Origin of the sequence: Paenibacillus sp. FSL M7-1455, assembly GCF_038004655.1 — a bacterium.
Classification (GTDB): domain Bacteria; phylum Bacillota; class Bacilli; order Paenibacillales; family Paenibacillaceae; genus Paenibacillus_AQ; species Paenibacillus_AQ cookii.
On sequence record NZ_JBBORO010000001.1, the window covers coordinates 5169690 to 5183953 of the forward strand.

General features: G+C 56.3%; 13 protein-coding genes. 2 read left to right on the top strand and 11 right to left on the bottom strand.

Annotated elements, in window-relative coordinates; all coding sequences use genetic code 11:
• Positions 1-89 precede the first annotated feature (89 nt).
• Complete coding sequence (locus NYE48_RS23665; protein WP_036707465.1) at positions 90-1442, bottom strand: ABC transporter substrate-binding protein; 1353 nt, start codon at positions 1440-1442, stop codon at positions 90-92.
• A 201-nt stretch (positions 1443-1643) separates the two neighbouring features.
• A complete protein-coding gene (locus tag NYE48_RS23670) occupies positions 1644-1964 on the bottom strand; it encodes a winged helix-turn-helix transcriptional regulator (protein WP_052146825.1) in 321 nt (106 codons plus the stop codon).
• A gap of 314 nt (positions 1965-2278) precedes the next feature.
• Here NYE48_RS23670 and NYE48_RS23675 point away from each other — a divergent pair, with 314 nt between their 5' ends.
• Positions 2279-2818 carry an NAD(P)H-dependent oxidoreductase gene (locus NYE48_RS23675; RefSeq protein ID WP_036707462.1) on the top strand — a complete coding sequence of 180 codons (540 nt, stop codon included), beginning with the start codon at positions 2279-2281 and terminating at the stop codon, positions 2816-2818.
• Between the two features lie 145 nt (positions 2819-2963).
• On the opposite strand, the gene NYE48_RS23680 is transcribed toward NYE48_RS23675, so the two are convergent.
• The 6 genes from NYE48_RS23680 to NYE48_RS23705 all read right to left on the bottom strand — a co-directional run bounded on the left by NYE48_RS23680 (position 2964) and on the right by NYE48_RS23705 (position 8070).
• Positions 2964-3230, bottom strand: a complete 267-nt coding sequence (locus NYE48_RS23680; RefSeq protein ID WP_341000159.1) for a hypothetical protein — start codon at positions 3228-3230, stop codon at positions 2964-2966.
• A 96-nt stretch (positions 3231-3326) separates the two neighbouring features.
• Positions 3327-4196 (bottom strand): inositol monophosphatase family protein, encoded by an 870-nt coding sequence (locus NYE48_RS23685; protein ID WP_212950068.1) that lies wholly within the window; start codon positions 4194-4196, stop codon positions 3327-3329.
• Between the two features lie 212 nt (positions 4197-4408).
• Positions 4409-5410: a UV DNA damage repair endonuclease UvsE gene (uvsE, locus tag NYE48_RS23690; protein ID WP_036707458.1), complete on the bottom strand. Its 1002-nt coding sequence runs from the start codon at positions 5408-5410 to the stop codon at positions 4409-4411.
• A 37-nt stretch (positions 5411-5447) separates the two neighbouring features.
• Positions 5448-5768 carry a hypothetical protein gene (locus tag NYE48_RS23695; RefSeq protein ID WP_036707456.1) on the bottom strand — a complete coding sequence of 107 codons (321 nt, stop codon included), beginning with the start codon at positions 5766-5768 and terminating at the stop codon, positions 5448-5450.
• Positions 5769-5890: 122 nt separating this feature from the next.
• Positions 5891-6985: a D-alanine--D-alanine ligase gene (locus NYE48_RS23700; protein WP_341000160.1), complete on the bottom strand. Its 1095-nt coding sequence runs from the start codon at positions 6983-6985 to the stop codon at positions 5891-5893.
• Between the two features lie 68 nt (positions 6986-7053).
• Positions 7054-8070: an amidase domain-containing protein gene (locus NYE48_RS23705; protein ID WP_341000161.1), complete on the bottom strand. Its 1017-nt coding sequence runs from the start codon at positions 8068-8070 to the stop codon at positions 7054-7056.
• A gap of 456 nt (positions 8071-8526) precedes the next feature.
• Between NYE48_RS23705 and acnA the strand changes: the two genes are divergently transcribed.
• Positions 8527-11241 (top strand): aconitate hydratase AcnA, encoded by a 2715-nt coding sequence (gene acnA / locus NYE48_RS23710; RefSeq protein ID WP_341000162.1) that lies wholly within the window; start codon positions 8527-8529, stop codon positions 11239-11241.
• 117 nt (positions 11242-11358) lie between these two features.
• Here acnA and NYE48_RS23715 read toward each other — a convergent pair whose 3' ends face one another.
• The 3 genes from NYE48_RS23715 to NYE48_RS23725 are packed head-to-tail and all read right to left on the bottom strand — an operon-like array spanning position 11359 to position 14250.
• Positions 11359-12324, bottom strand: a complete 966-nt coding sequence (locus NYE48_RS23715; RefSeq protein WP_341000163.1) for a hypothetical protein — start codon at positions 12322-12324, stop codon at positions 11359-11361.
• A 16-nt stretch (positions 12325-12340) separates the two neighbouring features.
• Positions 12341-13339, bottom strand: a complete 999-nt coding sequence (locus tag NYE48_RS23720; RefSeq protein ID WP_341000164.1) for a hypothetical protein — start codon at positions 13337-13339, stop codon at positions 12341-12343.
• Between the two features lie 5 nt (positions 13340-13344).
• Entirely contained in the window at positions 13345-14250 is a 906-nt protein-coding gene (locus NYE48_RS23725; RefSeq protein ID WP_341000165.1) for a helix-turn-helix transcriptional regulator, read from the bottom strand.
• Positions 14251-14264 lie beyond the last annotated feature (14 nt).

Sequence of the window (14264 nt, forward strand, 5' to 3'; positions counted from 1 at the left end):
CGCGGCGCGAACCGCCGATTCCCGAAGCGTCAACGCCTCTTTGAGCGGTCTGCCGGTTGCCAGTCATGCCGGGTCTGCCGGCTGCCTGCTTAGCTGCGGGCCGCCAGCGTCTTCGCCTTCTCCACCGCCGCGTCCCATTCTTTCGCAGGATCTGCTTTTTTCTCCAGCACGTTTTTGAGCGCGTCCTTGAAGTAGGTATCGGTTTGGTCGTGCAGCGGACCGTAATAGATCGGTTTGACGCGCTGCGCCGCCTTGCCGTATTCCACCGCCGTCGCCTGGCCGCCGAAGAAGTCGTCCTTGAAGCCCGTAAACGCCTCATCCGTATACAAGGCCGGGATGGACGGCATCAGCCCTTTCGTCTTGAACGATTCCAGCTGGTTTTCCTTGCTGTCGAGCCATGCGATGAATTCGTACGCTTCCTTCGGATGTTTGCCCTGCTTCGGCAGCGTCAGGAACGAACCGCCCCAGTTGCCGGCGCCCTCCGGAAGCTGGGCGATCCGCCATTTGCCCGCGGAGTCCGGACCATTGCTTTTGATGTTGCCCGCCATCCAAGCCGGGCCGAGCATCACGCCGAACCCGCCGTCATTGGTCGCCTGTCCCCACTCCGGAGACCACAGCAGCGTATTGCCGATCCAGCCTTCCTGGATGCCTTTGACGGTAAAGTCGTAAGCTTTTTTCACCTGCGGGTTTTTGTCGCCGATGAAAGAGCCGTCTTCTTTGCTGAAGTAGATTTCCCCTTCGGATTGGTCGCGGATGGCGTTGTATACCAGGTCGGTCAGATCCGCGAACGGTTTACCCGTCTTTTCTTTGAATTGCTTCGCCGTAGCGGCGAATTTATCCCATGTATCGATCGTTTGGCCGAATGCCTCCGGGTCGGTCGGGAGCCCGGCCTGCTCCGCCAAATCGGTGCGGAAATAGACGACGGTCGGGCCGATGTCGGTCGGCAGGCCGATCTGGAAGCTGCCGTCCTTGGAAGACCCCTGTTTCCATTTCCAGTCCAGATAGTTGCCGGCGATATCTTTGGCGCCCAATTCGTTCAGGTTGTAAAATTTGTCCTCGGCGGTGATGAACCGCTCCATGAATCCGATTTCAAGCATGAAGATGTCGGGCGCCCCGGAGCCTGCGGACAGCGCCGTCGTCAGGTTGTTGTGATGGGCCGTCTGGTCCGACGTATTTTGAAACTTGATCGTGACGTTCGGATGTTCCTTCGTGTATTCCTTGCCCAGTTCCTCGTAGTTGGTCGTTCCGAGCGACCAGAAGGTCAGCTCCACTTTTTCGCCGGAGTCCCCTTTTGCATCGCCGGATGGCGCGGTGTTGTTGTCCGTCGTGTTTCCGGGCGTCGTTTGGGTTTCTTGCTTGCCGCCGTTCCCGCCGCATGCCGCGAGCGATGCCGTAAGCAGCAGCGACAGCAGCAGCAGCGGCCATTTTTTGCCTCGTTTCATTTTTCTTTTGCCCCTCTCGAAAATAAGTTTGACGTCGTCTAAGGTTTAGTCTAATCGAGGGGGCCATAAATTTTGAGGAGACAATATTTCGATTCGAGGTTGAAATTATTACGGCGCAAAAAAACGCCGAAGGATTCCCCCCCGGCGCCTCCATATTCAGTTCATGTCGAAACCGGGCGGGGCTGAATCAGGCATGACGGGTTACCTGCTTGCCCGCTCCTCCTCATAACCTTCCACGTAATCCCGATGCTTAAATCTCCAGGAGCACATATCTTTAAGCACCGAGCTTAACGACTTGCCGTGCTCCGTCAGGGAATATTCGACCTTGGGCGGAATTTCCTGATAAATCTTCCGGGTGATCAGCTTGTCGCGCTCCAGTTCGCGAAGCTGGTTTGTGAGCATGCCCTGCGTTATGTTGGGAAGCTGCCTCCGCAATTCCCCGAACCGTTTCGTCCCCTCGTGGAGCAAAATGAACAATATTAACGGCTTCCATTTCCCTCCGATCGCATGCAGCGTCGCCATGATTCCTTCCGTGTTCCCGGGGCGGCGTTCGTCCGTGCTCACGTTCTTTCGTCCCCCTTCCCTTTGATGCGGTTTCGGCTTTTTTGCCATTTTACCAAAACACACCGTTATCTTACAGTACTCTCATTTCTCGGACATAGTACGTTTTTTGGTACCATTCCGCAACCCGCATCCGAACGGATGGTACGGTTTGAGAGACCTGGTATGAAAAAAAAGCGTACTTTTCAGAAAACGGAATCGGAACCATACTGGAGATGAATCCAACGCATGCATCATTTTTAAACCCTCGTGAACCGACGAAAGGATGATTCCATATGAAAACATTGATTATTGCGGCACATCCCGATCTTGGCGTCTCCCAAGCCAATCGAGCGCTCATTGACGCGGTGAAAGGAGAGCAGGGCATTTTCGTCCACGACCTTTACGCGGAATATCCCGACTGGAACATCGACGTCGCCCGCGAGCATCGGCTGTTGACCGAACATGACCGGATCGTGCTGCAATTTCCTTTTTATTGGTACAGCACGCCGCCCCTCCTCAAAAAGTGGTTCGACGACGTGATCCTGTCCGGCTGGGCTTACGGCCCCGGCGGGTACCGTTTGAAGGGGAAGGAATTCATGGTAGCCACCACGGCGGGCGGAACGGAGAAATCCTTCCAAGCCGGCGGAGACAACTGGTATGCGATGAGCGAATATCTGAAACCGATTCAGGGGACGATCAACAAATGCAGCGGCGTGTTTCTCCCCCCATTCGTCGTTTACGATGCCAATCGGGCAGACGGTTCCCGATTGCAGCAAGAAGGGCGGCGGTATGCGGAGCATATCCGGATGCCTTACCGCGTCCTGGTTCACTAAAAGCGACGTTTGAGCCGTCAAAGCGGACTGCATGTCGCAAAATTTTGGCGGATGTTTGACTGAACGTGCCTGAAGGTACAATCAAGTTCTGAACGACGCAAAAAAAGCGGACGAAGTGACATATCCACTCCGTCCGCTTTGCCTCTTATTCCTGATTCGCCTCGTGATCGGGCGTGTGTTCCCATTTCTTCGCCCGTTCCAGGTACCGGTCGTACCGGTCGTCCAGCTCGCGCGCGATGCTGCGGTATTTCAACGTTTCTTCCACGATCGGATCCATTTTCGTCTGAATCCGGATTTCATATCGGGGGGAAATAAGCTCCCGCTCCTGCTCCTTGCGGTGACCCCGATCTTCCATTTCGCCTTCGGTTAGCATCTCACTAAGCTGACGCTCCAGTTCATGTTTTTCACTCATAGCAAAGACACTCCTTGCGATAGATTCCGCACCGGGCTAGGTGCTTACGATATGTGTTATCCCGTCAATCGGGAAATGAAACGCCTTCCGGCATGATCACGCGTTTTCCAGTCCGGTGGCCGCGGCTTCCTTCAAAGCCTGAACGAGCTCCGCATGCACCGCTTTGTTCGTGGCGGCAACATGGCGCGTACGAAGGGAATAAGGGTTCCCTGCCGTATCGGTGATTTGTCCGCCGGATTCGGTAACCATCAGCGCGCCCGCGGCCGTATCCCAGGCGTTCAGGCCGATTTCCCAGAATCCCGTCAGCCGGCCCGCGGCGACATAAGCCAGATGCAGCGCCGCCGAACCGCCGGAGCGGATATTGCGGACCTTCGGAGCCAAATGCATCAGCCCCGCCATGTTGACCGGAAGCGTGCTCTCGCGGCCTACGGGGAATCCCGTCGCCAGCAGGCTTTCCTCCAGCTTGGCCTCGCCGGATACCTGCATGCGTTTGCCGTGGACGTAAGCTCCCTTGCCTTTTTCGGCGACAAACATTTCATCCCGCGAAGGATCGTAAATGACGCCGACGATCACCTCGCCTTTATGCGCAAGCGCAATGGATACGGAAAAAAACGGGAAGCCGTGCACGAAATTGGTCGTGCCGTCCACGGGATCGACGATCCACAAGTATTCTTCTTCCGCATATTTCTCGAGCGCTTGGGCCGAAGCCTCCGGGCCGGGCTCCACGCCCTCTTCGCCGAGAATGGCGTGATCCGGGAAATGGGTGAAAATCAGCTTGCGGATCATCGATTCCGCACCCTTGTCCACTTCCGTGACCAGATCGCTCACCGCGGACTTGGTATTTAATTGTTTTACGGTGCCCAATCTGGTTTTAATCCATTCCCCCGCTTTGGAAGCGGCATTGATCGCCACAGCGGTATAGCTTTTGCTCGTCACGACATAAGGAGTTGTTTCCTTTTGGTTCAAAGCGCTCACTCTACTTTCCGTGTTATCGTAAGTCAGACATCTGATCGATGTGATTCCTTGAAGACAGACCGATTCTTGCAGTTATCATCTTTAAAAATATACGTGATGAAAGATTTAAAGTTTCGCCCTTTTTCACAAGGCGGTTCAAATCCGGCGGCAGCCTGGAAAGGCCTTGGCGACAGCCCAAAATCGCCGCTTCGCTCCTTCGGGATTCAACCCGAAATTTCGATGCTCGCCCCGTCCAGCATCCGGACTCCCTCCGATTCGTAATTAGCTAAACGATTCATCAGGTCAAAAAGGGCGGCATCCTTCCGTTTGGCTTCGATCATCACGTCGATTGCGGGCGTGCTGCCTGCGATATGCCGCAAAAAGGCGAGCAGCGGGCCCGGCTCCACCAGGTCGGCATGGCTGCGCGGATCGCTTTCGCTTTTCGGGCTGGATACATGAATTTTCGGCGGCAGCGGCCGTTCCGGATCCGCGTCTTTTTGCGCAAGCGCTCCGGCCCACGTTTCCTGAATGCCCGGCCAAAGCTCCCACGGCTGTTCGCCGTCGTTGTTGACCCATTGATGATGCAGATCGAGCACCATGGGCAGGCCCGTCGCCCGGCAGACCTCCAGCGTTTCGGCCGCGGTAAAGGTTTTGTCGTCGTTTTCGAGCGTCAAACGCTCCTGGATTTCCCGGTCCAGCATAGCGACATGCTCTTTGAAGCGTTCGGCGGCGGACGGCTTGTCTTTGTAGGCCCCTCCGATGTGGATGTTGTTTTTCGCGGTAGCATTCAGTCCCATAGCCTTCAGCATCGCGACGTGATGCTTCAGATCCCGCACCGAATTGCGCAATACCTCCGGCCTCGGCGTGCTAAGCACCGTAAAGTGATCGGGATGAAAAGACACCCTCATCCCATGGTCGCGGACGTACTGCCCCACTTCCCCGAAAGCGCCGTGCAGCGCCGCAAACGGGTCCCAGTCCTGCAAGTCCTCGTGGGTCGACAGCGGGATCAGCTTGGAGGAAAAGCGGTATACCCGGATGTCATGGGCATGGTTATGCTTCAGTAGCCGCAGCGTGTTGTGCAGATTCCCTTCCGCGATCCTCTCCAGCTTGCGGATGGCCGCATCCCGGTCGCTCAGCTTGCGAAAACTCGTCATCGTCATCGTTTTGGACGGGGAAGCGTCCTGAACCTCCATCGACATGGCCACGTAGCCGAACCTTACGATCATCATTCCGCTCCTTAGGGTCTTAGTAAATGATTATACCTTAAGGATTATGTTCCCCAAAAAACATTTCGTAAGCCAAAGCCGTTTGAATCCGCGATTCCTCGTCATTCAGCTTGCGGATCAGCTCCATTTCGACCTCGGTCACCTCTTGCCCCTGAAAGTTGATTTCGGCGATGCAGCCCACGATTTTTACGATGGCCACCGCGACGTTGTCCGGCGTATACGCGATCACTTTCTGCCCCGTCGGAAAAACGCGGAAGCCCTGCTTCACCATTTTGCCGCGCCCGTATTCCATCAGTTCGTACAGCTCCTGGTCGCTCTTGAACTTGCATACCGAGTTGAATTCCGTTTGAAATCCCATCCATGCACCTTCCCTTTCCCCATAAAATGGCGTTCCCTCATGCATAAAAGGTGCCCGGGCCTTTGACTGCGCCGGCCGGACACCTTATGAAACGTTTCTTCATCTTCGAGCGGGGCAGCCGCTTACGGTTCGTTCGTGTAGCTCAGCGCCTGCTTGTTTTCGTAGCGTTCGAACGCCAGCTCGATCATCCGGTCGAGAAGCGCCTGATAGCCGAGCCCCGTTTCCCTCCAGAGCAGCGGATACATGCTGTACGGCGTAAAGCCCGGCATCGTGTTGACTTCGTTGATCAAAATCGCGCCGTCCGACTTGCGGAGGAAAAAGTCCGCCCGGGTAATGCCGCTGCCTTCGATCGCCTGGAACGCGATCAAAGCCGCTTCGCGCAGGCGGTCCGCCACGTCCGGATCCACCGGAGCCGGAATGATCATCTCCGACTGGCCGTCGGTGTACTTGGCGGCGTAATCGTAATAATCGGCGGAGGATACGATTTCCCCCGGAACCGAAGCCATCGGCTCCTGGTTGCCGAGAACGGCCACCTCCACCTCGCGGGCATCGACGAATTCCTCCACGATGACCTTCAGGTCGTAACGGAAAGCAAGCTCGACCGCACGCTCCAGCTCCTCGCGGTTTCTCGCTTTGGAAATGCCGACGCTCGAACCGAGATTGGCCGGCTTGACGAAGCATGGGTACCCCAGATCGTCTTCTACGCCTCGGATCAGATTAAAGCTGCCTTGTTCCCATTGATGTTTGGTGAAATGGCAGAACTTGCACTGCGGAAGGCCGGCCTGCGCGAAGAGCTTCTTCATCACGACCTTATCCATCCCGGCCGCCGATGCCAGCACGCCCGCCCCGACGTAAGGGATATTCGCCATTTCGAACAGCCCCTGGATGGTGCCGTCCTCGCCGAACGTTCCGTGAAGGAGCGGAAACATCAGATCCACGGCCGGATCGCCGCCGTACAATCGGCTGAAAATCGCGCCAAGCGCCGCTTCGGTGCCTTCCCCGCCTTCCTCCAGCTTCAGCTTTTCCACCTTGTCAAGCGGAGCGGACAGCGCGGGTCCCTTTTTCCATTCCCCCTGCTTCGTGATGTAAAACGGAATCAGCTCGTATTTATCGTAATCAAAGGCGTTCATGACCGCAAAAGCCGTTTGCAGCGACACCTCGTGTTCGCCTGATTTGCCGCCGTATACCAGCCCTACGGTTGTTTTGTTGTTCCCCATGCCTAACCTCTCTCTTTTTTACTGTATTGCAGGCTGCTCCTGCTGTCGTACCTTATCATTATAACGCTCTAGAAGTAGTCCGGGATATGCAAAAAACGGTACGCGGTATTTTCGGTCCACGCATAGGAATCCCTGTAATCCCAGTAACGGTGCCGGCTGCTGACCGTGTGCGCGTTCACCAGCGGCTGCCCGCCGGCATCGAAAGCGGTGACGATCGTCGAATGCTGGAAGGAGCCGTCCCCGTCCCAATCATAAAAAATGACGTCGCCGAGCATCAGCTGCTCCGGACGTTCCACCAGTTCCCCCCGGGTTCCCCAAGTGCTTGCCGCAAGAAAAGCGGACAACGCGTTGGACACGGCCCAACTGTAGCTCCACCATTCCTTGCCGCCGACATATCCCTTGTACCACCAGCCCGTTTCTCTTCTACCAGTATAGTTGATTGGCGCACCGCCTGCAAAGAGACATTGGGAGATGTAATTCGTGCAATCCACGTCGAAAACCGCAAACTCGGGATTGTAGGAATTCCACCAGCGGTCGGCATACGCAGCCGCTTCCTCCCGGCGGTACCGGACGGACTTCCGGTTGATTCCCCCGCCCAGGATGTACGGGTTCAGGTAAGGCTGGGGACTGCTGCCGTAGGACGGGTAACCGGACTGCTGCGGTTCCGCCAAGACGTCGATGCCCGCCGCCGACGGATGCTTTTCCGGCGTGAGATGTTCCACGGACACGATGACCCAATCGTCGCCGTCGCGGATCAGCGTCAGGCGCTCCCTCTGGATCGTTTCCTCCGCATGGGTCACCCCTCCTTTTTCATAAAAAAGCTGCACATGGAGCTGCACGTCGACGACCGCTTGATCCGGGGCGTCCTGGATCGTCCGCAGCAGCTTGGCCCTTGTTTCGCTGCGAAGCGGCCGGGCCCCGCGTTCTTCGTACCATTGCGAAAGCCGGAAGGAACGCTCCGCCTTGGCCATCAGATAACCCGGGTCGGTGACGACCTGCTCCCCTTGCTGCGACCGGTAATCGATCTGCAGCTGATTATATTGGTTCACATAGGTGTAGAGTGTCTGTTTCCATTCCTTCTCCATCCGCTCTAATCCCCTCTCGTTTCCGTTACTTGCAGCCGTTTTCAAACCCTGAACGGGCTTCAGGCCTGAACAAGCCATGAAACGGCTTCCTAATATAACGTATATGAACCGAAACGAGCCGCTATGAACTTCAGTTCATCCGCGGTTGAAAGGGGCGGCCCGGGGAAAGAATGATATTCGGCGGTTTTTGGGGCATGCGAATTCCTTGGCGCCGCAAGGATCGGGAGGCCTCCCGGACAGTCGTCCTTCTTCCTTTTATCCCACCTTTCGTTTCATATAAATAGACGCAAAAAGTTCTTTACTCCCCGGCTTGTAAACGGTATACTAAAAGCAAACCTCACTATTTTGAAATTATGTTTCATCTAGTGAAACAGGAACGGCAAAGTGATTGCCCTTATCGCTTACCGCATCCCACCGAAAATGTTCACGAGAGCACATTCTTAAGGAGGTACATGTATGACAGCAAAGGATCAATTCTCCACAGCCCGCAGCCTGGAAGTCGGCGGCAAAACATACCGCTACTACAGCCTGAAGGCGCTTGAAGAACAGGGACTCGGCAGCATTTCCAAGCTCCCGTTCTCGATCAGAGTGCTTCTGGAAGCCGCCGTCCGCCAATTTGACGGCCGCGCGATTACCGAGGAGCATATCAAACAGCTGGCAAAATGGAACGAAGGCGTAGGCCGCAACAAAGAAATTCCGTTTATCCCTGCGCGGATCGTGCTTCAGGACTTTACCGGCGTTCCGGTCGTCGTCGACTTGGCCGCGATGCGCGACACCGTGAAAAAAGCCGGCGGCGATCCGAAGAAGATCAACCCGCTCGTACCGGTCGACCTCGTTATCGACCACTCCGTTATGGTTGACGCCTTCGGCACACCCCAGGCGCTGAACTATAACATGGAAGTCGAATTCGAGCGCAACGAAGAGCGCTACCGCTTCCTGCGCTGGGCGCAAACGGCGTTCAATAACTTCCGCGCGGTTCCGCCGGCAACGGGGATCGTTCACCAGGTCAACCTGGAATACCTTGCGTCCGTGGCAGCCACCAAAACGGTTGACGGCGAAACCGTCGTCTACCCTGACTCCCTCGTCGGAACGGACTCCCATACGACGATGATCAACGGTCTCGGCGTCGTGGGCTGGGGCGTCGGCGGCATCGAAGCCGAAGCCGGCATGCTCGGACAGCCGCTTTATTTCGTCACGCCGGACGTCATCGGCTTTAAGCTGACGGGCAGCCTGACGGAAGGCGCAACCGCGACCGACCTGGCCCTGACGGTCACCGAAATGCTGCGCAAAAAAGGCGTCGTCGGCAAATTCGTCGAATTCTTCGGCCCTGGGCTTGCCAACATCAGCCTGGCGGACCGCGCGACCGTAGCCAACATGGCACCGGAATACGGCGCGACCATCGGCTTCTTCCCGGTCGACGGCGAAACGTTGTCCTACCTGCGCAACACCGGCCGCTCCGACGAACAAGTCGAGCTGGTGGAAGCTTACTATAAAGCACAAAACATGTTCCGTACGGCCGACACGGAAGACCCTGAGTTCACGGACATCATCGAGCTCGACCTGGCTTCCGTCGTACCGAGCCTTGCCGGACCTAAACGTCCGCAGGACCGCATCGAGCTGACGAACATGAAAAAAGCCTTCAACGATATCGTGCGCACGCCGATCGAAAAAGGCGGATACGGTCTCAGCGATGCTAAAATCGAAGAGAAAGTGACCGTGAAACATGCGGACGGTACCACCAGCCAAATGGGAACCGGCGCCGTCGTCATCGCCGCGATCACGAGCTGTACCAATACGTCCAACCCAAGCGTTATGCTGGGCGCGGGCATCTTGGCGAAAAAAGCGGTTGAACGCGGCCTGAAAAAACCGGGCTACGTAAAAAGCAGCTTGACGCCGGGCTCCCTGGTCGTTACCGAATATTTGGAAAAAGCAGGCCTGCTTGAATCCCTGGAAGCCCTCGGCTTCTACGTTGCAGGTTATGGCTGCGCGACTTGCATCGGCAACTCCGGCCCGCTGCCGGACGAAGTCAGCCAGGCGATTGCCGACAACGACATGACCGTAGCCGCCGTATTGTCCGGCAACCGGAACTTCGAAGGCCGCGTCCATGCGCAGGTCAAAGCCAACTACCTGGCTTCGCCTCCGCTCGTCGTAGCCTACGCGCTGGCCGGAACGGTCAACATCGATCTGCAAAACGATCCGATCGGCCATGACCAGGAAGGCGAGCCTGTCTATCTGAAGGATATCTGGCCGACTTCCGCGGAAATCAAGGAAGCCATGAACCAATCCATGAACGCGGAAATGTTCCGCAAAAAATACGCGAACGTCTTTACCGCCAACGAACGCTGGAACGCGATTCCGGTTCCGGAAGGCGAACTGTACGAGTGGGACGAAAAATCCACTTACATCCAGAATCCGCCGTTCTTCAAGAACCTCGGCACGCAGCTGGATGACATTAAGGACATCAACACCGCTAACGTACTGGCACTGCTCGGAGATTCCGTCACGACCGACCATATCTCCCCTGCCGGCAACATCTCGCCGACAAGCCCTGCAGGCCTGTACCTGAAGGAGCACGGCGTTGAACGCAAAAACTTCAACTCCTACGGCTCCCGCCGCGGCAACCATGAAGTCATGATGCGCGGCACGTTCGCCAACATCCGGATCCGCAACCAGGTTGCGCCTGGAACGGAAGGCGGCGTTACGACGTACCTGCCGACGAATGAAGTGATGTCCATTTATGATGCATCCATGAAGTATCAAAACGAAGACCGCAACCTTGTCGTCATCGCAGGCAAGGAATACGGTACGGGAAGCTCCCGCGACTGGGCGGCCAAAGGCACGTTCCTGCTTGGCGTCAAAGCCGTTATCGCCGAAAGCTTCGAACGGATTCACCGCAGCAACCTCGTCGGCATGGGCGTGCTTCCGCTGCAGTTCCAAGAAGGAACCGGCTGGAAGAGCCTTGGCCTGACCGGCAGAGAGACATTCGACATCGTGGGTCTGAGCAACGACGTGCAACCTGGCCAGACGCTGACCGTAAAAGCGACGCGCGAGGACGGCACGAGCTTCGAATTCCCGGTTACGGCCCGTCTGGACAGCATGGTGGACGTGGATTACTATCACAACGGCGGCATTCTGCAAACCGTGCTTCGCCAAATGATCGCAAACCAATAATAAGCTTAATGAAAAAGGCGTTCCCCAGCCATGTGCATGGCTCGGGGACGCCTTTTTTCTTTCGTGTATGGAGGTGAATCGTGCTTATCTTCAATAAGATGCCGGCAACCGGAAACTCTATCTCAGCCCGACATGGTCAAAGCGGTTCCGGATCCGTTCATGCATAAACGACTTGATCAATCCGATCGCCTCCTGTTCCGCACGCTGCGCTTCATCGAATAATCGAACGAGATTTCGGGCCTGTCGTTTCATGCTTGGATCCTCGGCAATGAGGCCCAGCACCTCGCGAAACGCTTGTGCGGTCTTTCGGTAAGCTTGAGCCGCCGGTTCAAGCTGCGGCCATAGAGACGCCAGCACGCCTATATATTCGCCGACGTCCCGTTTGGCGGCGGCATAACATTCGAAAACCTCGCCGGCCTGAACGGGATCGAATGCACCTCCATGGAGTGCCTGCTTGATCGCATCATAAGCCTTAGAGCCGCAGGCATAATCCGCTTCGGGGAGCATCCGGTCATGCGTCTCCCATTTGTAGATTGCTTGCATAAGGGATTCCTTATAAATTTCGATCGGATCGAGTTCGACCGTATCTTCGAGTATCTGATAATACCAGTAGGGGGAACGATTCTGTCCGAATTCCCCGTACGGCAATCGCTGCAGCCCATGTCCGGAGCCGTCGTCGTAATACAGGATGCCTTCTTCGTCGTCATATCCGGCTGCAACGGCAAAGCAGTCCTTCCAGAACACGGCTCCGATCCCCCGGTCCAGCGACGCCTTAATTTCGGCAACCGCCTCCTGCCGATATAACGGAAACGTCGGGTGAAAGGCAAACCCCGCGGATGACGAAGCGGTAACTCCCATAAAATCCGCGGCGAGAAAGTTTTCCGCCACCCAATTGTATGCCGTCGGCGACTCGGCGGTTAAATGCCGATGGACCGCAAACCGGAAGCCGGTAACGGTCATGCCGGCAAGCATCGCCTTGGAACAGGACGTCCAACCGGCATGGGTCAACACCGCATGCATCGCATCGATGTAGGATCTGGACTCCGTGGTCATGCGCAAATCTTTCAGGATGATTTTGGCCATAACTTCTCCCTTCCGTTTATCTTGCGGTATGCAGTCCCCATCGCGGAACCGTCGACCGTTTCAAATCCGGATATTGGACGGAGATGCTTCCGAAAACGCCCATCGCCCGCTCCTCCAGCTTCTCCGCCTCCTTCAGCACCCCGATCAGGGCCGGAATGCTCTCCTGGCTGAGCGTTCGGCCCCCGTTCGCGGAAACGGTCCAACGCTCCGGCGGCTCCATCATGCCCGCAAGCTGCTCGTAACATGTCGCCGCTTCCTGCAATTCCGGAAACATGAGCACCGCCTCCTGCAAAAAAAACATGATTTCCGTCCTCGAGCCCCGAAAGGCATCCCAAACATAAACGGCGCCAAACGAGTCAAAGTCCCCTTGCTCCAGCGCATGGATAAAATACGAATAAGCCTTCCTTCCGGAAGCGATGCTGCGGTTCGGGGGAACCGGATGCGGGTTCTCCCAATCGTCCAGCGCCATGCGGAGTGCCTCCAGAACCATGTCTTTCTCCCCGATGTCCACTTTCCCGCCAAACATTTGCGCATACCAAAACGGGGTGAAGTTGATGCCGAAATTATCGTACAACACGATTTTGCTTTCCGCGGAGTACCCGTCCTGCACGTAAAAAATCCGGTCGGCATCGTCATATCCGTGGATGACGCCGAATTCGGGAAGCCAATACACCGCTCCGAGTCCGCGGTCCAGGCTGGATTTGATCCACTTGACGGCATCCTGCTGATATTTCTTAAACGTGGGATGCCGCGTCCTGCCTGCATCCGTCACCGTAAAAATGCCGAGGCTGTCGGCGGCCCGCTTATGAACCGTCCCCCACTCCCCGTAAGCCGTTACCGAAAGCGGCAGCAGCCGTTCATGTACGGAAAAGATGAAAGCCATGCCGCTCACCGCGGAAAGCCTGTATTTCGGTCCGGAGAATAACCCGGCTCCCGTCAGGACAGCGTACAGGCTGTCGGTAAAAGACTTCGATTCCCTTTTCATCTCCAGTCCGCGCAGAATCACTTCGGCCATCGGCATCATTCCTCTCCATCCAAGCATTTTAAAATTTGTCCGCACCGGTTCCGCAGCTTGGTTTTCAGCCATTTGGGAGATACCAGGTTCAGCCATCCGCCCAGCATAAGCTGCTGCAGGAACGCGTCGTCGTCATAAAAGTCGATGTCGTAAAAGCCGTCCCCGGCGGGTCTTGCCGGATAACCATGCCAGGCCTCCCCCTGAAGCTCCCGATCCAGCCTAAGCCTGGCCGTAAAAGGTTGGATCGCGGGAGGTCTGCCCTTTACAAAAGGAACGTCCCCCGCTTCGTTTATCTCGAACATGCGATTCGTCACATGCAGGCTTTCGATGGCGTCCAGCCGGTACAGGCGCGTTTTCCCCTCATGTTCTTGGTACGCTGCAACATAATCGGCGTTGTATCGGGACAACAGACGCACCGGACATACGTCCTCCCGGAACTCTCCGTTTTCGGACCGGTAATGGAGATGCACGGTCCTTCGCTGCTCGATCGCAAACGCCAGCTGCCCGCTGATATGGATAAGCCGGGGATCGGCATCGAAATAAGGAAGCCTCCCGGCTCCCTCCCCTTCTTCCTCGCCCGCAAACCTGCCCAGCAGGTGTGCGACCCGCTGAACGCCGGACGGGGCATCGGTGCTGTACTCCCCGTATTTTCGGGCCAAAAATTTCAGCACCGACTTTTCTTCTTCCGTCATGTACAAATGCGGCAGCATGTACGTTTTATCCTCGTAGCCGTATCCACGGTGTTTGGCTATATAAACGAGCGGCGCCCGCAGTGAAACCGCAAGGTATTCGATGTCGCGCTGCGCCTGCCTTCTGGAAATTTCGAATTGAAGGGCAAGATCCCTGCTGCTCGGATAATGCCCTCCCCTAATCCGCTGGTCAAACCAGTGGATCCTGTGCATATTGCTCATATCTTGCTTCTCCT